A 19,815-nucleotide genomic window follows, 5' to 3' on the forward strand; every position below is an offset into this window, starting at 1 on the left:
GACTTGTACATTCCTCCATTATATTTTTAATGAACACAAATCACAACTTTCAAACCGTGTTTGGGTGAATTTACATATTCTAAAAATAAATTCGCTTCAGCTCGTCCGCCATCCAATTCAGATTGTTCGGCACCTGTGGAAGACCGTAGCCAATATAGAGCGGCGTCGTTACAAACCTAGGTACAACCTTGGCGTAAATTTTCCCATCAAGATGATGGAAGAAAATATTATAGCTCGTCGCCTTAAAGGGAAAATGATGAAGAATATAATCGGCAGCCATTTGCATGTATTCCGCAAAGCGCTCTTGATAGCCGAACTCCGGCATTTCCATATTAAACTCGTAAAAACCAACACGCGGCTTTGTGGAAAGCGTAAATCGGACTCCATTTTCTTCAGCAATCACAATGCCATCAAACATTTCAGGCTCGACTTTTTCTTTATAGTCAAGATCATTCAGTCCAATAATTTGCATATGCGGATGGGCCAGGGTGCCTCCAGATAACGGACCATGATTTTTGAAAAAAATAACCGACTTAAAGCCTCCGCTTTCTTCCATTTCCAGCCAATGCTTCAATCCAAATCTAATCAATCTATGTAAATGCTCTTTTGAATAGGTGGATAGTTCCGCATGACAATCGTCCGTTTCAATTAACACGGTTTGATAGGCATTTTCCAATACGGGATATTTATTTTTCAAGAGAATAATCGGACCATCGACCTCAATCAGGTCGGTAAGCTCTTCTCTGGCGCAAAATGGACAAGCCTGCTCTTTATTACGATAATTTTCCGGCTTTTTGACCCCTATGGAAGTATTAAAATAAAGATGTTTATTTTCCAACCCGATTCTCCTCTCAGGAAAGCTATACTTTTATATTATGGGAGAATGCAGTACCTTTGCACCTATTTTGTCTTTTAGGAGATAATTTGTTTTTCATAACTGTAAAAACACAGATGATTTTCATGAATAAGTAAAAATACGCATATGAATGGAATGTACAGGCTTAGCCAAAAAAAAATGAACTGAGAGGGAATGTATGTTAACAAAACTTGAAGCACTTATCCTCGGAATTATTCAAGGGCTGACGGAATTTCTGCCGATTTCAAGTACCGGCCATCTTTATTTAGGTAGAAATTTGTTTGGACTGCAGGAAGCAGGCCTTTTGCTTGATACAATGCTGCATGTTGGAACATTGCTGGCTGTGTTCGTCTTTTATAAGGATGAATTTATTAAAATCCTCAAGAAACCGTTTAGTAAATTAACGTTTTTGCTTATTGTCGGAACGATTCCGGCAGTGATCTTCGGACTGGCCTTTAAAGATTATATTGATGAAATTTCTAAAACAGGCGTAACGATTGGCTGGGAGTTTTTAATTACAGGTTTATTCCTGTGGCTGGCCGATTCGGCGAAAAACGGCCATAAGAGGATGGACGACATCAGCTATAAGGATGCTTTTATCATCGGCACGTTCCAGGCGATAGCGATTATGCCGGCCATTTCGCGTTCGGGAATGACAATTGTGGCGGCGCTTTGGCGTAAATTGGACCGGGAAACAGCAGCCTATTTTTCCTTCCTGTTGTCAACACCGGCGATTGCCGGGGCGATTGTTCTGCAAACAAAGGATTTGTTTGGCGGCAGCGCTGAGGAAATTTCACTGTCTGCCTTACTCGTCGGAATTGTCTCTTCTGCCTTCTTCGGCTATATTGCGGTCCGATGGATGATCGGCTATTTGAAAAAGCATTCCTTGAAGCCATTTGCAGTGTACGTTTGGGCGCTGGGATTAATCGTCCTGTTCTTTCAGTTTACCGGGAAATTCTAAAAAACACGGCTCGCATTCCGGTGCGAGCCGTGTTTTTTAGATGGTAACAGTTGCTTTCGCCATTTCTCTGGCCGCATCTGCCGCTTTTTCCTTTGCCGCTGCCATGATTTCCGGGATTTGTTTTGGGTAATGGTCTAGCCCTTCTGCGTAGACGGTGTCCATTAATTCAAAGCCAAGGAATTCAAGCGCCTTTCTTAAATAGCGGTCACCCATTTCAAATTCGACCATTGGGCCGGTTGAATAAATGCCGCCGCGGGTTTGGATATGAAGTGCCTTCCTTCCTGTCAGCAATCCTTTCGGACCTGCTTCCGTGTTCGTAAAGGTTTTTCCGTGAAGAAACATACAATCCATAAACGATTTTAAAATCGGCGGTGCGCCGAGATTCCAAATTGGCGTCACGAACACATAGTAATCGGCCGCAATAAATCGCTCGGCCAGCGCATGCATTTTTTCAAGCTTCGTCCGCTCGTCTTCAGACAACTGGTCCTTCGTATACCCCATAAAAGAAAGCTTAGCCCGGCCATATAATAAATCCATGTCTATTTCCGGGATATCCATGCTGTAAAGGTGCATATGCTCAATTTCAACATCTGGCTGTATTTTCTTGAATTCTTCAAGAAACACTTCCCCGATCTGTGCCCCCTTTGAAAGCTTTGAATCTATTTTCGGATTGGCGGTTATATATAAAAGCTTGGACATTCAAATCCCTTCCCTTTTTCAAAAATTAATCTCCTTCTATTAATAGTACAACAAACTTTATATGCTCACTATTGAACAATAGGTGAAGTTTGTGAACGTATTATGAATTCTGATTAAAACCATGAACGATTCATGACATTTCTAAACAAAACTTAATAAAACCTTACAAAACTTAACAAAAGTCACATTCAGTATGATATGATTTTTTTAAAATAATGGCAAAAGGAGGGATTGTTATGGAGGAAAAGGCCTATACTCCCGATGAGGTCGCCCAGATTTTTCAAATTTCCAAGCACACCGTTTATGAGCTTATCAAACGCGGAGAGCTCCAGGCCTTCAAAATAGGAAATAAAATGAGAATTGAACATGCCGAACTGGAAAGATATAAAGAAAACATGAAAGCTCCAACAAAGAAACCGGCTGCAGAACAGGCTTCACCCGTTTACCATCATACAGTACCAATTCGTTTGTCCGGCAGCCACGACTTTTTGGTCGAGCATTTTTCCAAACAGGCGGCGGGGGCCCTAAGCCTACAAATCCAGCCTTCCTATATCGGAAGTTTGGAAGGGTTGATGCTCTTGTATCGTGGACAATCTGATATTGCCGCCATCCATCTATTAGACCCGACATCACAAGAATATAATCTGCCATTTATCCATCAGTTATTTATTTATGAGTCGATTTTGGTGATGAGATTGGCTGCACGAGAACAAGGATTTATTGTTGCCAAAGGGAATCCAAAAGGGATACAGGATTTCCACGACCTGACCAGAAAAGACGTGCATTTTATTAACAGGCAAAAAGGGGCAGGAACACGATTTTTACTAGATTCTAAACTATCAAGCTATGGAATCGATCCTAGTAAAATTTTTGGCTATGGGAACGAAGAATGGAACCACCTATCTGCCGCCTCCTACATAAGCCGGGGAATTGTCGATGTCGCCTTTGGCATTCAGTCCGCTGCCATTCAGTTAGGGCTTGATTTTGTACCGGTTGCAAAGGAAAATTTCGACCTTGTTTTTCGCTTCACAAAAGAGAACAAACAAAGCTTGGCGGAACTCATTCGCTTTCTGCAATCAGACAGTTTCAAAAACAGCTTAACCAATCTCGAAGGTTATGATGTTTCAGATTTAGGAAAAATCATCTATCAAACAACTACATCGGAGGAACTAATTTTATGAGAAAAAATCGTTTATTGATTACTCTATTTGCTTTTATGCTTTTAATTTTATCAGCGTGCGGCAATTCCGATACGAAAACAAATGCTGCTCCTAAAGAAAAGAAGGCAGCAGAGAAACCAGCTCCAACGGAAATGATTCTAGCAACCACTACCAGCACACAGGACAGCGGCCTGCTGGATGTTATCATTCCAATGTTTGAAAAAGAAAATAACGTAAAAGTGAAAACAATTGCCGTTGGTACAGGACAAGCCCTTGAAATGGGAACAAAAGGTGAAGCAGATGCCCTGTTAGTTCACGCTCCCGCAGCCGAAAAAGCGGTAGTCGACGCTGGCGATGCCATCAACTACAAACGCGTTATGTACAATGATTTTGTTTTAGTAGGGCCGAAGGAAAACCCAGCCGATGTTAGCGGCCAGGACATTAAAGCAGCCTTCAAAAAGATTGCTGATACGAAAGGTGTTTTCATTTCACGCGGTGACGACTCTGGTACACACAAAAAAGAACTAAGCATCTGGCAGGCAGATACGATCAAGCCAGAAGGAGAATGGTACGTGTCCACTGGTCAAGGAATGGGACAAACCCTTCAGGTTGCGGCTGAGAAAAAAGGCTATGTATTAACAGACCGCGCAACATGGCTTGCCCAGGAGAAAAATCTAAACACGCTTAAAATCGTCGTTGAAGGCGGACAAGATTTAATGAACATTTACCATGTCATGCAGGTTAATCCTGAAAAACATAATATGGTCAACAGCAAAGACGCAGAAAAGTTTGTTAAATTTATGGTAGATAAGAAGACTCAAGAAGTCATTGAAAACTTTGGCAAGAAAGAATACGGACAATCATTATTTATTAGCTATACAGAATAAAATTTTACTTAGCTGAAGGCCGCCCTTTAATTGGACGGCCTTCCCGGCACCAGGAGGTACTTATGGAACTGCTAATCGATGGACTGAAGAAAGCGATAGAGATGATATTTACCGGTAATCCCGAGGTTTTTGCGATTACATGGCTGACTCTAAAAGTTTGTCTCATTGCCATTCTGATTAGCACCCTCATTGGTTTGCCGCTTGGGATCCTGCTTGGGTTGTCGCGATTCCGCGGACGCCGGTTTTTATTATTATTCATCAATATGGGCATGGGCCTGCCCCCGGTTGTTGCGGGTCTGTGGATAACGATGTTTTTATGGCGTTCCGGTCCGCTTGGTGAGTGGAGACTTCTATATTCGCCGACTGCCATTGTGATGGCCCAAGTACTAGTCTCATTGCCGATCGTGACAAGCTTGACAAGTTCAGCCTTCCAGCAAATTAACGAAAAAATGTTACTACAGATTAAGGCCCTTGGCGCTACTAGGTTGCAAACATTAATGATTCTCGTCAAGCAGTCGAAAATTGCGATTGTGGCTGCAATTATGGCGGGATTTGGCCGTGTCATTGCCGAGGTGGGGGCCGCGATGATGGTCGGCGGGAATATCCAGGGAGATACCCGCATCCTAACGACCACCATCGTGATGGAGGTTTCAAAAGGTAACTTCGATATTGCATTGGCTTTGTCGTTTATCCTGTTATCCCTTGCCCTGATGATTACAGCGGCGTTAACCTTTTTACAGCAAAGGAGGCGTTTCTCATGACACCGTTAATTGAAATGAAAAATATCACTTATCGTGCGGGCAACCGCAGCATCCTAAACATTCCGGAATTTCAGATTGAAAGCGGCGAATTTCTGGGGATTATGGGCCCGAACGGTGCGGGAAAAAGCACTTTGCTAAAGCTGATTGCTTTTTTGGAGAAGCCTTCGGGTGGTGAAATTCTTTACCGCGGTGAGACAATTCCCTCTGGCAACGCTCCTCTTGAGTTGCGGCGGAAATTTTCAATTGCCCTGCAGCAGTCGTTACTATTAGATGGTACTGTTTTTTATAATATTGCAATTGGTTTAACGTTAAGAAAGGTTCCTAAAAGTGAAATTAAGGAAAAAGTTACTCGCTGGCTGGAATTGTTTGGGATTAGTCATTTGGCGAAAAAAAATGCCCTCTATTTATCTGGCGGCGAGGCACAACGAGTCAATTTGGCGCGAGCGATGATTGTCGAGCCGGAAATCCTGTTTCTTGATGAGCCATTTTCAGCATTAGATTTTCCTACGAAAATCAAACTCATGGAAGATTTTAAGGAGATTATTTCCACAACCGGGACAACTGCTGTGTTTGTGAGCCACGATTTGATGGAAATTCATTATCTAACAAACCGGCTGGCAATTATCGTTGGCGGCGAAGTAAAGCAATCCGGACCTACCCCTCGGGTCCTTGAACATCCCAATTCTTCCACCCAGTCCTTCCTAAACGAGTGGAAGAAGTTCTATCCGATTGCACGTTAGTATTTTTGCAGTTTTCCTTTATGGGAGGCTGCTTTTTTTTATTTGTCGGGCTTAACTGATGGGGGTGGGAAATTATGATTCGCCAATAGGAAGACGTAATTCGCCAATAGAACCCTTCAAAACGCCAATAGAACGTTAAAATTCGCCAATAGAGTGCTTAGATTCGCCAATAGAAGTAAGATTCGCCGATAGATTGATATAATCCGCCGATAAACTGCTTCAATTCGCCGATAGAAACCATAAATTCGCCGATTGCCTCCTTAGATCCGCCGATAGAACTTATTTTTCCCAAGCCTCTTCCTTGAATTAAACCTTTTACAAACATAAAATAATGAAAGGATGAAAAATAAGGGGGATTTTTCCATGAAATATGCGATTATTACCGGTGCCTCGAAGGGATTGGGCGAAGCCATTACAAAGCGCCTTTTCGAAGAACAAATGGCCGTGATATCGGTGTCCCGAACTGAAAATGAGGAACTAAAAAAGCTTGCTGCTGAAAAAGGCGTAAATTATAGACACTTTTCCTGCAATCTTTCCTTGGATAAAGAAATCCAGGAAGTCTTTATGGAAGTTGCCCATGTTATCTTTAAAGGAGAGCCTGAAGAGATTCTTCTTTTCAACAACGCAGGTGTGATTGAGCCGATACATACGGTTGGCAGCCTGGACCAAACCCCGACTATTCGGAACATCAAGGTGAATTTAATTGCGCCAATCTTGATTACCAATCTATTTTTAAATAAAGCCCAGCATACAAACACTACCATTCAGGTCATCAATGTGACTTCGGGTGCTGCTGTCCACCCGATTGAGGGCTGGAGTGTGTATTGCAGCTCAAAAGCCGGGTTAAATATGTTCACGCAAACAGCGGCTCTTGAGCAGAGGGAATTAGGAACCAATCATAAAATTTTCGCATTTAGCCCCGGGGTCATGGATACAAAGATGCAAGAAACGATCCGCTCTTCATCCCAAGATGCCTTTAAAGATCTCGAAAAATTCATCGAGTTTAAGGAAAAAAATGTCCTATTAAAAGCGGATGTAGTGGCTGGAGCACTAGTAGACCTCGTCTTAAGCGGAACTGTTGAAAGCGGGAAGGTTTACCATATTAACGATTTACTTAAATAAAGAAAGGGCCGCAGCGACATCATGCGGCCCTTTCTTTACACTAATCTTCCCGCGGAAACCACAACGTCATAGTTGTTCCTTTTCCAAGCCTGCTTTTCACCTTGATCATCCCTTTATGAGTGTCCATTAAGGCTTTCACAACGGAAAGTCCAATACCCGCTCCACCTGTTTTTCGGTCCCGGGACTTATCTCCGCGATAGAAACGTTCGAAAATGTGCGGAATGTCTTCCTCCGCCATGCCGGAGCCTTCATCCTGTATCTTAAAGCCGACGTAGCCATCGCGGTCCGTTGACACCGAAATGGTCACATTTTTTCCTTCCGGCGTGTACTTCAAAGCATTGTTAAGAACATTAGAGAGAATTTGCATCAGGCGATCCTTGTCTGCTTCAAAAATCTCCTCCTGCTCAGGCTCTTCAATATGTAGCTGAACTCCTTTTTCCTTAAAAATCGGCATAAACATTTCCCATAAGGCCGCCAGCACACTGCCGGCATCGAGCTCTATTTTTTCGAGCTTCATTTGCGGGTTTTCTGCAGCGAGCAATTTTTCCAGCTCGTTCACAAGCCTAACCAAACGCATCAGCTCCTCGTGACTGGCCTGCAGGCGCTGCTGGGTTGGCTCCCAAACTCCATCTTGAAAAGCCTCGATTTGACTTCGCAGCGTGGCAAGAGGGGTTCGGAGCTCGTGGGCCAAGTCCCCCGTAAACTGTTTCCGCAGCATTTCCTCCTTTGCCAGCGATTCTGCCAGATTATTAAAGGAAATGGCCAGCTGCTTGACCTCGGTTGGCAGCCCTTTTAACGGGATGCGGATATTGAGATTGTGCTGCTGCAGCTCATTGGCCGCAAACGAGAGCTTTTTCAAACCAGAAGTTAATTTTTTTGAAAAAAGCATGCTGAAGACAATCGCTAAAACGACTGTCAAGCATACGGCGGCATATATGTATAACTGGATAGTTTGGATAAATGTATACTCGTCATCAATTAAGCCCTCCGGATAAATGGCGACGAGTTTTCCGATCATGGTGTTGTCGACCTTAAGTGTATAATTTTTCGAATGCCATTCCTCACCGCTTGGCTCCGGTTCGGTCAGGCCGAGACTGTTTAGCATGCTGCGGATATTGGAGGAGTCCATCTGGATTTGTCCGTAGCGGTCATACAGCTGAAAATAAAGCTGGTCACCCATCGCATATTCGTGCAGCATCGCAAACACCGGGTCCCTTGTAAAATGGCCATTTTGCCGAAAATCCTTTTCAATTTCGTTTATCACCCTATCAATCTTTTTTTCGCGATTCCGATCCAAGTAACTATTAAAACTCTCTTCAAAACCGTACTGAATAAAAAAGCTGACGATCAATATACCGATCATCGAAATCAAAAGCAGGTAAAAGAGAATTTTAGACCGGAGCGTTTGCAGCATCGGGAACCCCTCCAAATTTGTAGCCCATGCCAAAAACAGTCATGATGAACTCCGGCTGCCGTGAGTCGGTCTCGATTTTTTTGCGCAGGTTTTTGATATGGGTATCAACACTGCGCTCATATCCTTCATAATACATGCCTTCATCCTGAATTTTTTCGAGCAAATCCATACGGCTGTATACCCGGCCGGGATTGCCCGCCATATTGGTTAACAGCTTGTATTCAATGGGGGTAAGCGTAATATATTGTCCGTTAACGGTTACTTCCTTTTTCTCTAAATCTATCGCCAGTTTCTTTCTGTTAAATTCAACGCGGTCCACCTTTTCGGTCTTTTTGACGCGCCGTAAAATGGCCTGAACACGGACAACGACTTCGCGCGGGCTGAACGGTTTCGTTAAATAATCATCCGCGCCCATGACGATGCCGTTAATTCGGTCGTCTTCAGCTGACTTGGCCGTCAGCATCAGAATTGGTACATCGGATTCCTTGCGGACAAGCCGGCAAACCTCTTCACCTGATATGTCGGGAAGCATCAGGTCTAATATTATTATATCAGGCTGAAGGGTTTTGGCCTTTTTCAGAGCATCTATCCCATTATCTGCACTATGAATTTCATAGCCTTCTCTTTCAAGGTAAGCTTCGAGAACTTCTATGATTCTACGTTCATCGTCGACTAATAATATTTTCATTATTATCACTCCCCATATCCTTAATATATCATCTTGGGTCTGTGATTTTTGTAACTTCACAAAATCATCATAAGTTCTTCATAACATCTTCAATCTTTCCCGCTAAAATAAGAACATCTAAGAAGAAGGGATGCTCGACGGACCCCCAAGTTATCGAAGCAATCCCCTCTTCGGAATGGTAGTTGGTCTTTATGGCCTCTTACTCATCCCAAAACACCTCTCTTAAAATATACAAAGGTGTCCCGACGTCGGGGCACCGATTTTTTATTTGGGAAAGATGTCTTTCCATATTTTTTTATCAAACTCCCAATAATAAAATTTATTGTTGGATTTATACACAATGACACAGCCGTTGTCCTGAAGCTGGGTTCCCATTATAAGCTCATCTACATTCTCCTGCCGGGAAACAGCCCGGCCGTACCATGGGTATCCAGACGCTTCGTTGTCTCTCAGCCAAAATCCAATATTGCCTGTTTTTAATTTACAGACCACCACAAATTGACCTGCATTATTTTGAAAAAATATCGGGGTTCCGACAACGTTAGTAGCAAACGTCTCACTTTTATTCCACTTCCCATCCGGGTCCTGCCAATAGTGGGTCAAGAACGAACCCGACCGTACTATTAATTCGTCATTTCCAAATTTACTTTTGATTGGAATCGTTATTGAATAATTCTTTGGATCACTATCGTGCCATGGATAATCATTGGTTTTAAATCGTTTTGTATGAATATCACTGTTCATATGAAGGATTAGTTTTCGGACTGGATCATCATTAGCTCTTATCACTGGGTGGCACAGCCCTCCCGTTTCGTTATTGTTCAGGCAGGATATCATTTCGTCCAGTGTAAAGTATGGACGATAACGAATCATTTGTGACGCGGTCTCATTGGGATATTTTTTTAATCTGAAGCCTAGCTCCTTAGCCATGTTTACAAAAAGAACCTCATCTGTGCCGAAGGAAATCGTTTTGATTAAAGCATTTTTTAACTTTTCCAGCCTTTCCTGTTTCAGTAAAGCTTGAACGAGCGGCCTTGAAATTACCTGACCCACATTAAAAACGCCGTAGAAAGGGTTAACATTAAATAATTTTTTCCAGCGATTGATATCTTTCTTTAATTCTTTTCCAATATACCAGCCGCTTTTTGGAATTCTAAGTTTAACGGCCATATAATCAGTATCTTTCATTTCTTTTTGAACAAATTCCTCATAGCCCTTTCTGATAAATAATGCATCCGAATCAATATTAATAAAATAATCGTACTGTATCCCCTGTTTCTCCAGCCATTCCATTGTTTCCAAAAAATAAATGGTCGTCCATCCCCGCTTTAATTTATGGCTGGAAGGGCAGACAGGAACACCTAACCCCTCACAAAGTTTCGGGTCCTCCCCCCCGTTGTATAAGACAATGGTACTGCTTGGGCAATAGTAGCGAACATTATCAATTAGCTGCTTGACTAACTCTCGGTCTTCATGAACAAGGATGGCAAAACAAATTTTACTGTTGGATGAAGCTGTTGATTCATTTTCACCACTATTTTCATTGTCTATTTTAATAGTTTTATCCTTTTCTAGACGTTCATTAATGATCTCGGCCATTTTCTTAATGTTTCCACTGGCACGTTCATAGCGTCCGAGAAGATTGGCATTCGCTTTTCCGTTTGGGTTTGTTTGATAGCTTGAACTTGGGTGCCATAAATGATAGATTCTTCCTTTAACATTAACAATGTCCCCGCATAGGGTACGGACAGAATGTGAAAAGGCATCATCCTCCCCTCCCCAGCCAATAAACCGTTCATCAAAACCACCGACTGCTTCGAAGTTTGCCCTTGGTATGACAAAGAGTTTACCGGCAAATCCTTGATAAAGCCAATTTGCTTTTGAACAATCTCCGGAGTTTACATCCATCGGCCATTTTGGTTTCGTTTGAAGCAATTTTTTAGTGCCTTGCTTTTCAACATTATATATCTCAGTAAAAGGAACAACCCATGCTGCTTTTTTTAGTACTTTTATAGCTTCCTCAATAAGTGAGGGGGCATAAACGACATCCGCATCTGCTATGACAAAAATATCTTTCGTTGCCTTTTTTGCTGCTAAGTTTATGGCCTTCGCTTTATTAATGTCTCCACTGATGATTCCCAAACATAATTCAGCTTCGGGCATGACCCTGGCATAGTACTTTTTGATCCATTCAAAAGCCTTCGCCCTAGGCCCATTGTCTGTTTGGAATGGTATAATGATAGATACATTTTCTAACAACGACAACGCTCTCCTTTTTTCTCCCGTTTTTCTCCCTTTTTTATCTTTTGCTCATGATTTTCATTAGTTCGACGTATTCCTCTAAAATCCCAATATCGTAGCGATCCCCGGAAATGATTTTTCCATAGATGGATTGTGTGCCAAGCAAGTTTTTAATGGCATCCGTCAGTTGAATTTCCCCATCGACCCCTTCCGTAATATCCTCCAGACATTTAAATATTTCTGGGGTGAAAATATATCTTCCGATAACAGCCATATCAGAAGGAGGGTCTGTTTTAGGTTTCTCCACAATATTCTCAATTTCGATTGGATTTGTTTTATCAGAACATTGGATGACACCATAATTTTTTAAATGTTCTTGTTGGACTTGCTTTAATCCTATAACACTGCTATTTGTCTCCTTATAGACATCAATTAATTGTTTGAGAGCAGGAGTTTCGTCTGATATGACAAAATCATCCGGCAGCAGTACACCAAACGGTTCGTTTCCAATAAATTCTTTGCCAAGCCGAATAGCGTCCCCAAGTCCTCTGGCATACGACTGCCTTGTATAAAAAATTTCTGCATTTGGCAGTTTCAAATGTTTAAGCAAATATTCTTTGTTTTTGCTTCTTAACAAGGTCTCTAACTCCAATGAATGATCAAAATAGTCCATAATCGCGTTTTTTGAATTTGAAGTGACGATTAGTACTTGTTCAATCCCCGATTGAACCGCTTCCTCGACTATATAATGAATCGCCGGTTTAAAACCTACAGGCAACATCTCTTTTGGTATTACTTTTGTGATAGGTAGATTTCGCGTTCCGTACCCCGCAGCAGGAATTATTGCTTTCCTGACCATAACTTTTTCTCACCTTCTTCTGGATTGTTAATAAACAAACGAACTTTTTTCTCCTAAGAGGACATTAGAAGTTTCTTTTATACTTATGTGAATCGATATGGGATGGAAACGGCTTGTATCCATACCCAAGGAGAATATTTCGGTAAATTAAACATAGTTTTTTGTACCTTTCAAATGTATGCTCATTCGCATTCAATAAAATAGAGAACCTGTTGATTAAGTGATGATGTGTCTGTTCCTGTCATTTTGATTACAGGCAGGAATTTTTTTGGGAGGAGATGAACAGTGAAACTGGGAATAATGTGCGGGATGCCGCTTAGTGGAAAATCAACATACGGCAAAACTCTTCAGAAGCAAGGTTGGGTACGTGTATCTCTCGATGATCTTAGGCTTGCTTTACATGGCCAAGTTTATAAAGCAGAGGCAGAACCTCTCGTGTGGGAAAACGCTGAACTCATGGTCCGGACATTGCTAAAAAGCGGACATGATGTGCTCGTTGATACCACCAACAGAACAAGAGACAGACGAAAAAGATGGAGACGAGTGGCAAAAGAATATGGCCTGACTTTGGAAATTTTCTATGTAGATACTGATTATAGAACTTGTAAAAACCGAAACAGAGTTTTAAAGCGGTTATCAGATGATGTTTTAAAACAAATACACAACGAATTCCAGAAACCGACTTCGGATGAGGGGACTATTAGTCAAATTTCTGGGCTTGATAATCGCAAATAGGAGGATGAAAGGTGAAAGAATATACTAGTTTCGAAATTGACGGGAAGGAAGCTAAAAAATATATCAGTTTTGATGTTGGCGGGACAAAAGTAAAGCATGGGCTATTGTTAGAAGATGGAACCATTCTTTCAAAGGACAGTTACGATACCCATTGCACTAACCTGGACCTATTTTTAAAAGAAATGACAGAAACAATTAACATGTATACCCAAAATCATCAAGTGAGCGGTGTTGCCATTAGCTTACCGGGCTTTATCAATCCGCATACAGGTTACTCAGAAAGCGGGGGCGCGGTCACAGCTCTGGATCACCAGAATCTAAAAAAACTACTGGAAAAAAGAACTTCTCTGCCAATTGAAGTTGAGAATGATGGGAACTGTGTCGCGTTAGCTGAAAAAGTGAGTGGCAACGCAAAGAATTGTACCGATTTTATTTGTATGACCATTGGTACCGGTATTGGCGGCGGTATCTTTGTAAACGGAAGTCTTTTACATGGACACAGCTTTAGGGGCGGCGAAATTGGTTTTATGATTACAAGGGCAGGAAATTATGACATGGACATATTGCATTCCAATGCTTCCACTAATGCCTTAATAAAAGCTTATAAAAAGCTAAAGGGTATTAGTGAGCACCAACATATTGAAGGAGAAACAGTTTTTCTGGAATCCAGGAAAAATAGTTCGGTACGAAAACTAGTTGATGAGTGGGTTCAACACATAAGTTATGGAATTTTCAATCTAGCCGCAACCTTAAACCCGCAAAAGATCTTAATTGGCGGAGGGGTCATCGCCCAACAAGGATTGATTAGTAAAATCAATCATAAACTTGACCAGCTCCCTTGGTGGAAACGGATTAAGATACCGGTTGAGCGCTGCAAGTATCAAAATGATGCTGGAATGATTGGCGCGATGTACAATTTTATTGAAAAACAGGGGAGGTAAATTCTGAGTTAGCCGTGGTGTTTGGGAAGAATCCTACTGCGACTCCTGGACTTCGCTCATGCTGTGCGCATTGAAAAAGGGGCGACCGCAGTTAAACAGGTCAGCCCCTTTCTATTAATCTTTCTTTTTGATTTCGTCCGTTAATTCCTCAATGCTTCTTTTCACATTGGATTTGCCGGAGTAGTTTTCAATCATCTCTTTAAGGTCCAAGCCGCTTGATGCCTTTAATGACTCCTGCAAGCTTGCCATCAGATTGGTAGCATAGCCGGTGATTTTATTGGCGCCGCCATTTGGGCCGGAACCGCCGCCTGTATCCACGACAGTAATTTTTTCAATATTGGACAGCGGGCTTGCCACCTGCTTTGCGTATTCCGGAAGCATTTTGATGATCATGTCGAGAATCGCAGCCTGGCCGAATTGTTCGAATGCTTCTGCAATCTTTTGCTTTGCTTCTGCTTCGGCAAGACCTTTCATGCGGATGATTTCAGCTTCAGAAAGCCCCTGTGCCCTTTGCGATTCCGCTTTAGCAAGACCGTCCAAACGCACGCGCTCAGCTTCCGCTTTCGCCATCGCTTCAATCCGGTATTTATTCGCTTCTGCATCAGCAATTTGCCGGGCTTTTTCTGCGGCAGCAGACTGTTCAATCGAATAGCGGTCGGCATCGGCTTTCTTTTTCACTTCAGAATCATATTGACGTTCACGACGAAGGATTTCTTTTTCCTCGAGTTCAATTTGCTTCTGTCTTTCAATGATTTTAACTTGCATTTCCTGTTCGGTTACGTCCTGCTTGGCCTTGGCACTTTCAAGGTCGTAAGCCATGTCGGCACGGGCCTTGGCGATGTCCTGCTCGCGGCGGAATTCCGCTGTTTTCAACTGATTGACTTTTTCAGCCTCGGCGATTTCTGTTGCCCGCTCCAGCTCTGAACGTTTCGCTTCCTTATCGGCCTCCGCCTTTTTAATGCGGGTTTCTTTATCAGCTTCGGCAGTGGCGATATCAGCGTCGCGTTTTACTTGGGCAATCCGCGGTTTACCAAGGGCATCGAGGTAGCCGTTTTTGTCACGAACGTCTTTAATCGTAAAGGAAACAATGATCAGACCCATTTTCGCAAGGTCCTGTGATGCGACACGCTGTACTTCCTGCGAGAATTTATCGCGGTTTTTATAGATTTCTTCAACTGTCATCGAGCCAAGAATGGAACGCAGATGACCCTCTAGAACCTCTTTTGCTTCATTTTCCCTTTCTTCCTTCGGCTTGCCAAGGAACTGTTCAGCAGCTGTTGCAATCTCAGTGATGGAGCCGCCGATCTTGATGATTGATACCCCATCTGCCATGACCGGCACGCCCTGCTCAGTGTAAACCTCCGGGGTTGTTACTTCTAGTTTGCTAGATAACAAGCTTAACGGTTCTGCTTGTTGAAAAACTGGTAAAATAAACGTACCGCCACCGCGAATGATCTTTATTTTGTTACCCGATTCGTCGAGGTGGACATTTTTGTTCCCTAGGAAACTACCGGTTACAATCAGTGCCTCATCCGGCCCGGCCGTCCGGTACTTGGTAATAAATACACCGATTAATGCGATTAAGATAAGTGCGACAATCCCAATAATTACCCAAATAAATCCAAATTCCATATTGTGTACCTCCTCTTTCTCTCTCTTTTATAAAAAGCTTTCAAGTTCCTGGTGTATGGTTACTTCAAGGACCCCATTTTTCACCTGAACAATAAGCACTTTCACACCGTTTGGTATGGATTCCCCTTCAAAGCTGGTGGCAGGCTTGGCAATCCGGCCGCTGGCATTCTCAATAATGACCTCGCCAAAGCCATCGGCAGGAATCGGCGTGATGACGGTACCAATCCGACCTCTTAAATCAGATTCTTTATAGACAAGTGATTCCTCCGCGGAGGATAGTGGGACGAGAACAAATACATTTAATAAAGTAACGACTATTAATGCGATAACAGCTGATATTCCTAGAATCAGTAGGTAATGAAGGGCCGTCAATCTTTCAAATAGGTAGCCGCTTGCAGATAGAACTGTGATGAAGGCAAAGACAAGGACTGGGTTGAGAAAGTGCAAGCCGCCGTCTCCAGTGTCAAAATGAAACACATCAGCAAACAACACATATAAAATAGTTAATACTCCAGAAATGATGAGACCGTACAAATAAATCGTGACTAATGGCAAGCCGAAAAGTTCCATGTGCATCATCCTTTTCCTTCATTAATGGGGAAAGTTTGTTTTCACTTGAGCATGGGGCATCGGTCCCTTCCCTATTGTCTATGTATAGTCAATAATACGGATGAAAAAGGGAAAAGTTTCACTTTTTGGGGATTATTTATGAAATTTTTCACAAAAATCTTTCGGGAGTTTTAAGAGACAGTTAAAATGGTTTATGCGACAGTACGAGCGGACTATACGACAGTAAGTCGGTCTAACGACAGTAAAACAGGGTTATCCGACAGTTAACCAAGTTTATACGACAATACGACCAGATTATCCGACAGTTAAACCAGGTTATACGACAGTAAACATGTTTATACGCCCACAACAAAAAGTGCCCCAGCCCACGGCTGAAGCACTTATTGAATCATATTCAAAAACTTCCTGGTTCGTTCCTCTTTAGGGTTGGTAAAGATTTCTTCTGGCTTATTACGCTCCACAACGACGCCGCCGTCCATGAAGATTACTTCGTCTGCCGCTTCACGGGCAAAACGCATTTCGTGGGTAACGACAATCATCGTCATCCCCTCTTGCGCAAGGTCCTTCATGACCCTTAACACCTCGCCGACTAGCTCAGGGTCGAGCGCTGATGTCGGCTCATCAAACAGCATTACCTCCGGCTCCATCGCCAATGCCCGGGCAATGCCGACCCGTTGCTGCTGACCGCCCGATAGCTGTGAAGGATAGTAGTCCATTTTATCACCGAGGCCAACTTTTTGAAGAAGGGCCGCCGCCTTCTCTCGCGCTTTTGATTTATCCATCCCCTTCACCACCACCGGCCCCTCCATAACATTTTCAAGAGCCGTTTTATGCGGGAAGAGATTATAGTTTTGAAACACCATTCCGGTCAAGCGGCGAAACAAGGCGATGCTTTTTTTCGGAACGTTTTTTGAAAAATCAAGACTGTGACCTTCAATGGAAATGATACCTTTTGTGGGAATCTCAAGCACGTTCAGGCAGCGAAGCATCGTCGTTTTCCCCGATCCGGACGGACCGATCACAACCACAACCTTCCCTTTTCCCACCTCAAGGTCTATTCCCTTTAATACCTCTAATTGATCGAATTGCTTGTGTAATCCTTTAATTGAAATCATTGGAATACTCCCTTTTTCATTCGGGTTTTTTCTAAAAAAGGTCATTAAAAATCGATTCGCTGATAGAATGGCTCGATTCGCCGATAGAACGGTGAAATTCGCTGATAGAACGGCCTAATTCGCCGATAGACATGTAAAATTCGCCGATAGGATCCTATCGAATGCTAAAAACAGTAAACGAAACCCTTTTTAAGTATGAAAATTTACCTATTTAAGTCCTTTTGTTATTGATTTTGTGAAAATTCCTTCATCTTTTGGCAAAACAATATTTCACACATACCGATCCAGCCGCTTTTCCATATATTGCTGGAGCACAGACAAGAAAAAGCAAATAACCCAATAAATGAGGGCTGCTTCGGTATAGACCAACAGAAACTCATAGTTCCGGGAGGCGATTTCCTGGGCGCGGCGGAACATTTCCGTTACAAGCACAAGTGATGCGAGTGAAGTATCCTTAACAAGACTAATAAATGAATTCGATAATGGCGGTACGGATACCCTCGCTGCCTGTGGCAAAATGATTCTTTTTAAAGCTTGCGCGTAGGTCATACCAATAGAATAGCCTGCCTCCCACTGTCCTTTTGGGATCGAAAGAATCGCTGCGCGGATAATTTCCGATGCATATGCCCCAACGCTCAACGAAAAGCCGATGACAGCAGATATAAATGGATCAAGCGTAATCCCGACGTTCGGCAGCCCGTAAAAGATGATAAATAATTGCACTAACAGCGGCGTCCCGCGGATGGCGGACACATAAACTCCGGCAATCCCCCGCAATACTTTCCCCTGTGAAATTCGGGCAAGGGCTGTCAATACAGCTAAAATGATCCCGACAATAAACGAAATAATGGTTAAGGGAATGGTGTTCATAATTGCACCCTCCAGCATCGGCTGGAGGGAGGTTTTGGCGATATCCATTAACCGGGCCGTTCGTTCCGGGTCAGCGAAAATACTATTTAAGTACATCTACACCAAACCATTTCTCAGAAATTTTTTTGTAGGTGCCGTCATCGACCATGTCTTTTAAGGCCTTGTTCACGGCATCAACAAGCGTATCGCTTTTCTTACGGAACATAAAACCGCTTGATGACGCATCTTCACCTGTAGCCACAATTTTAATCGGTGCATCCGGCTTCTGCTTTGTATAATCCAAATAAGCGATTTTATCATTAATCGTTACATCGACGCGATTTTGTGCAAGCAGCTCTACTGCCTGCTGGAAGCCATCCACCCCCACAAGATTTGCGCCGTACTTTTTCGCCATATCGCCATAGTTGCTTGTCAATGATTGCGCGGAGTTTAATCCTTTGATATCTTCAAATGATTTAACCTTTGTATTGCTCTTGTTGGTAACTAGAACAGCAGCAGAAGTAATGTATGGATCTGAGAAATCGTATTTTTCCTGACGGTCAGGTCGGATTCCAACCTCGTTGGCAATCATGTCAAAACGCTTCGCGTCAAGGCCAGCAAACATGGCATCCCACTGGGTTTCCTTGAATTCTGCTTTTACCCCAATCCGTTTGGCAACCTCTTCAGAGAGTTCCACATCAAATCCCGTTAATTTCCCATTTGTATCATGAAAGGTGAACGGTGGGTATGTCCCTTCTGTTCCGATTAAAATTTTCCCGTCATCCTTAACCTTGGCTAATAAGTCATTGGCCGTTTTCTCAGCCGTTTTATTGTCATTCTTTTTATTATTATCGGCCTTGTCATCCTTATTGCAGGCTGCCAATACAAGCATGAAACCTAACAGCAAGGCGAAAATAATGGATAGTTTTTTCATGATGGTTACCTCCTAAGTTTGAGTTATTCTTATCCCATAAAAGTGATGGGTTTATTTTGCCCTTTTATAAAAATTAAAAACCTATCAGAATGGTTCTGATAGGTTAAAATTTCTTATATAATGGCGTTCAGTTTGGAGAGAGGCTTCTGATATAGTCCAGTTATATACATGATTGTCCCAAGGGTGACGTCTTTATTATAATAGCTAACAGCAAAATAATGGCAATAGTTGAACAAAGAGCGAACGTTCGCAAAATTCCACAAAAAAAATGAGACTTATATTCCAAAATCTAAAGATAAAGGGTTTTACGCCTCCGTTTGATAAAACGGTATCTACCCCTTACCGCCTTTACAATTATTTAATTTTTATGAATATTTGGTAATCATTTTCAAAATAGACCATTTGTAGTATAAGTACTATCTTTTCATACTCTCTTTGGATTAGACATTAATACCGAAATTGAAAAGTACAGTCTAGTTCAATAGCCTTTTATTTTTACAATAAAGCTAAAAGTTCGACAGGAACAAACAAATACCATAGGGGTTTTATATAAATACTAAGTTTTTTGTTGGAAAATATTACTTGTCTCCCAACGAAATATATCGAAAAATACTTAGTAGTGGGATTTTTTTAGGAAGGAATTGGTTAAAC

The 19,815-nt window shown here is 42.4% G+C and carries 20 protein-coding genes; 8 read left to right on the forward strand and 12 right to left on the reverse strand.

Translation table 11 applies throughout. From position 1 onward, the window contains the following. Positions 1 to 79: 79 nt before the first annotated feature. Positions 80 to 838: a DUF4931 domain-containing protein gene (locus QNN06_RS26535; protein ID WP_217032119.1), complete on the reverse strand. Its 759-nt coding sequence runs from the start codon at positions 836 to 838 to the stop codon at positions 80 to 82. A 196-nt stretch (positions 839 to 1,034) separates the two neighbouring features. Here QNN06_RS26535 and QNN06_RS26540 point away from each other — a divergent pair, with 196 nt between their 5' ends. Then, complete coding sequence (locus QNN06_RS26540; protein ID WP_213117811.1) at positions 1,035 to 1,817, forward strand: undecaprenyl-diphosphate phosphatase; 783 nt, start codon at positions 1,035 to 1,037, stop codon at positions 1,815 to 1,817. Positions 1,818 to 1,853: 36 nt separating this feature from the next. Here QNN06_RS26540 and QNN06_RS26545 read toward each other — a convergent pair whose 3' ends face one another. Then, complete coding sequence (locus tag QNN06_RS26545) at positions 1,854 to 2,516, reverse strand: FMN-dependent NADH-azoreductase (RefSeq protein WP_213117810.1); 663 nt, start codon at positions 2,514 to 2,516, stop codon at positions 1,854 to 1,856. Between the two features lie 236 nt (positions 2,517 to 2,752). Here QNN06_RS26545 and QNN06_RS26550 point away from each other — a divergent pair, with 236 nt between their 5' ends. The 4 genes from QNN06_RS26550 (at position 2,753) to QNN06_RS26565 (ending at position 6,064) form a co-directional block, all read left to right on the forward strand. Next, complete coding sequence (locus QNN06_RS26550; protein WP_213117809.1) at positions 2,753 to 3,697, forward strand: substrate-binding domain-containing protein; 945 nt, start codon at positions 2,753 to 2,755, stop codon at positions 3,695 to 3,697. Continuing rightward, entirely contained in the window at positions 3,694 to 4,563 is an 870-nt protein-coding gene (locus tag QNN06_RS26555; protein WP_213117808.1) for an ABC transporter substrate-binding protein, read from the forward strand. The genes QNN06_RS26550 and QNN06_RS26555 overlap by 4 nt, the downstream gene beginning before the upstream one ends. Before the next feature lie 62 nt (positions 4,564 to 4,625). Then, a complete protein-coding gene (locus QNN06_RS26560; protein WP_213117807.1) occupies positions 4,626 to 5,324 on the forward strand; it encodes an ABC transporter permease in 699 nt (232 codons plus the stop codon). Next, positions 5,321 to 6,064: an ABC transporter ATP-binding protein gene (locus QNN06_RS26565; RefSeq protein WP_213117806.1), complete on the forward strand. Its 744-nt coding sequence runs from the start codon at positions 5,321 to 5,323 to the stop codon at positions 6,062 to 6,064. Before QNN06_RS26560 ends, QNN06_RS26565 begins: the two co-directional genes overlap by 4 nt. Positions 6,065 to 6,221: 157 nt before the next feature. On the opposite strand, the gene QNN06_RS26570 is transcribed toward QNN06_RS26565, so the two are convergent. Next, positions 6,222 to 6,356, reverse strand: a complete 135-nt coding sequence (locus tag QNN06_RS26570) for a hypothetical protein (RefSeq protein ID WP_284036270.1) — start codon at positions 6,354 to 6,356, stop codon at positions 6,222 to 6,224. A 71-nt stretch (positions 6,357 to 6,427) separates the two neighbouring features. Here QNN06_RS26570 and QNN06_RS26575 point away from each other — a divergent pair, with 71 nt between their 5' ends. Beyond that, entirely contained in the window at positions 6,428 to 7,186 is a 759-nt protein-coding gene (locus QNN06_RS26575; protein ID WP_284036271.1) for a (S)-benzoin forming benzil reductase, read from the forward strand. A gap of 40 nt (positions 7,187 to 7,226) precedes the next feature. Here QNN06_RS26575 and QNN06_RS26580 read toward each other — a convergent pair whose 3' ends face one another. The 4 genes from QNN06_RS26580 to QNN06_RS26595 all read right to left on the reverse strand — a co-directional run bounded on the left by QNN06_RS26580 (position 7,227) and on the right by QNN06_RS26595 (position 12,388). Next, positions 7,227 to 8,600, reverse strand: a complete 1,374-nt coding sequence (locus QNN06_RS26580) for a HAMP domain-containing sensor histidine kinase (RefSeq protein WP_284036272.1) — start codon at positions 8,598 to 8,600, stop codon at positions 7,227 to 7,229. After that, the gene (locus QNN06_RS26585; RefSeq protein WP_284036273.1) at positions 8,578 to 9,288 is read right to left on the reverse strand and encodes a response regulator transcription factor; all 711 of its coding nucleotides are present in this window, start codon (positions 9,286 to 9,288) and stop codon (positions 8,578 to 8,580) included. The genes QNN06_RS26580 and QNN06_RS26585 overlap by 23 nt, the downstream gene beginning before the upstream one ends. Before the next feature lie 264 nt (positions 9,289 to 9,552). Next, positions 9,553 to 11,547: a galactosyltransferase-related protein gene (locus QNN06_RS26590; protein ID WP_284036274.1), complete on the reverse strand. Its 1,995-nt coding sequence runs from the start codon at positions 11,545 to 11,547 to the stop codon at positions 9,553 to 9,555. A 40-nt stretch (positions 11,548 to 11,587) separates the two neighbouring features. Beyond that, a complete protein-coding gene (locus QNN06_RS26595; RefSeq protein WP_284036275.1) occupies positions 11,588 to 12,388 on the reverse strand; it encodes a UTP--glucose-1-phosphate uridylyltransferase in 801 nt (266 codons plus the stop codon). Positions 12,389 to 12,673: 285 nt separating this feature from the next. Here QNN06_RS26595 and QNN06_RS26600 point away from each other — a divergent pair, with 285 nt between their 5' ends. Together QNN06_RS26600 and QNN06_RS26605 are read left to right on the forward strand one after the other, a co-directional pair. After that, the gene (locus QNN06_RS26600; RefSeq protein ID WP_284036276.1) at positions 12,674 to 13,123 is read left to right on the forward strand and encodes an AAA family ATPase; all 450 of its coding nucleotides are present in this window, start codon (positions 12,674 to 12,676) and stop codon (positions 13,121 to 13,123) included. Between the two features lie 11 nt (positions 13,124 to 13,134). Then, positions 13,135 to 14,064, forward strand: coding sequence for an ROK family protein (locus QNN06_RS26605; protein ID WP_284036277.1), 930 nt, complete (start codon positions 13,135 to 13,137; stop codon positions 14,062 to 14,064). 114 nt (positions 14,065 to 14,178) lie between these two features. Here the strand turns inward: QNN06_RS26605 and QNN06_RS26610 are convergent, their stop codons facing one another. The 5 genes from QNN06_RS26610 to QNN06_RS26630 all read right to left on the reverse strand — a co-directional run bounded on the left by QNN06_RS26610 (position 14,179) and on the right by QNN06_RS26630 (position 19,164). Further along, positions 14,179 to 15,696, reverse strand: a complete 1,518-nt coding sequence (locus tag QNN06_RS26610; RefSeq protein ID WP_213117799.1) for a flotillin lipid rafts scaffold protein FloT — start codon at positions 15,694 to 15,696, stop codon at positions 14,179 to 14,181. 27 nt (positions 15,697 to 15,723) lie between these two features. Then, a complete protein-coding gene (locus QNN06_RS26615; RefSeq protein WP_213117798.1) occupies positions 15,724 to 16,266 on the reverse strand; it encodes an NfeD family protein in 543 nt (180 codons plus the stop codon). A 380-nt stretch (positions 16,267 to 16,646) separates the two neighbouring features. Then, positions 16,647 to 17,381 (reverse strand): amino acid ABC transporter ATP-binding protein, encoded by a 735-nt coding sequence (locus QNN06_RS26620; protein WP_213117797.1) that lies wholly within the window; start codon positions 17,379 to 17,381, stop codon positions 16,647 to 16,649. A 270-nt stretch (positions 17,382 to 17,651) separates the two neighbouring features. Further along, entirely contained in the window at positions 17,652 to 18,347 is a 696-nt protein-coding gene (locus tag QNN06_RS26625; protein WP_213117796.1) for an amino acid ABC transporter permease, read from the reverse strand. Beyond that, positions 18,334 to 19,164, reverse strand: coding sequence for an amino acid ABC transporter substrate-binding protein (locus QNN06_RS26630; RefSeq protein WP_217032131.1), 831 nt, complete (start codon positions 19,162 to 19,164; stop codon positions 18,334 to 18,336). The genes QNN06_RS26625 and QNN06_RS26630 overlap by 14 nt, the downstream gene beginning before the upstream one ends. Positions 19,165 to 19,815: the final 651 nt, after the last annotated feature.

Origin of the sequence: Neobacillus sp. 114, assembly GCF_030127045.1 — a bacterium.
In the GTDB taxonomy this organism is placed as follows: Bacteria; Bacillota; Bacilli; order Bacillales; family Cytobacillaceae; genus Neobacillus; species Neobacillus rhizophilus.

What these genes read in the sequence shown, in the direction of transcription:
- QNN06_RS26540 (WP_213117811.1), top strand. Translation starts at nt 1,035, where the DNA reads ATGTTAACAAAACTTGAAGCACTTATCCTCGGAATTATTCAAGGGCTG.
- QNN06_RS26545 (WP_213117810.1), bottom strand. Translation starts at nt 2,516, where the DNA reads ATGTCCAAGCTTTTATATATAACCGCCAATCCGAAAATAGATTCAAAG.
- QNN06_RS26550 (WP_213117809.1), top strand. Translation starts at nt 2,753, where the DNA reads ATGGAGGAAAAGGCCTATACTCCCGATGAGGTCGCCCAGATTTTTCAA.
- QNN06_RS26555 (WP_213117808.1), top strand. Translation starts at nt 3,694, where the DNA reads ATGAGAAAAAATCGTTTATTGATTACTCTATTTGCTTTTATGCTTTTA.
- QNN06_RS26560 (WP_213117807.1), top strand. Translation starts at nt 4,626, where the DNA reads ATGGAACTGCTAATCGATGGACTGAAGAAAGCGATAGAGATGATATTT.
- QNN06_RS26565 (WP_213117806.1), top strand. Translation starts at nt 5,321, where the DNA reads ATGACACCGTTAATTGAAATGAAAAATATCACTTATCGTGCGGGCAAC.
- QNN06_RS26575 (WP_284036271.1), top strand. Translation starts at nt 6,428, where the DNA reads ATGAAATATGCGATTATTACCGGTGCCTCGAAGGGATTGGGCGAAGCC.
- QNN06_RS26580 (WP_284036272.1), bottom strand. Translation starts at nt 8,600, where the DNA reads ATGCTGCAAACGCTCCGGTCTAAAATTCTCTTTTACCTGCTTTTGATT.
- QNN06_RS26585 (WP_284036273.1), bottom strand. Translation starts at nt 9,288, where the DNA reads ATGAAAATATTATTAGTCGACGATGAACGTAGAATCATAGAAGTTCTC.
- QNN06_RS26595 (WP_284036275.1), bottom strand. Translation starts at nt 12,388, where the DNA reads ATGGTCAGGAAAGCAATAATTCCTGCTGCGGGGTACGGAACGCGAAAT.
- QNN06_RS26610 (WP_213117799.1), bottom strand. Translation starts at nt 15,696, where the DNA reads ATGGAATTTGGATTTATTTGGGTAATTATTGGGATTGTCGCACTTATC.
- QNN06_RS26615 (WP_213117798.1), bottom strand. Translation starts at nt 16,266, where the DNA reads ATGGAACTTTTCGGCTTGCCATTAGTCACGATTTATTTGTACGGTCTC.
- QNN06_RS26620 (WP_213117797.1), bottom strand. Translation starts at nt 17,381, where the DNA reads ATGATTTCAATTAAAGGATTACACAAGCAATTCGATCAATTAGAGGTA.
- QNN06_RS26625 (WP_213117796.1), bottom strand. Translation starts at nt 18,347, where the DNA reads ATGTACTTAAATAGTATTTTCGCTGACCCGGAACGAACGGCCCGGTTA.
- QNN06_RS26630 (WP_217032131.1), bottom strand. Translation starts at nt 19,164, where the DNA reads ATGAAAAAACTATCCATTATTTTCGCCTTGCTGTTAGGTTTCATGCTT.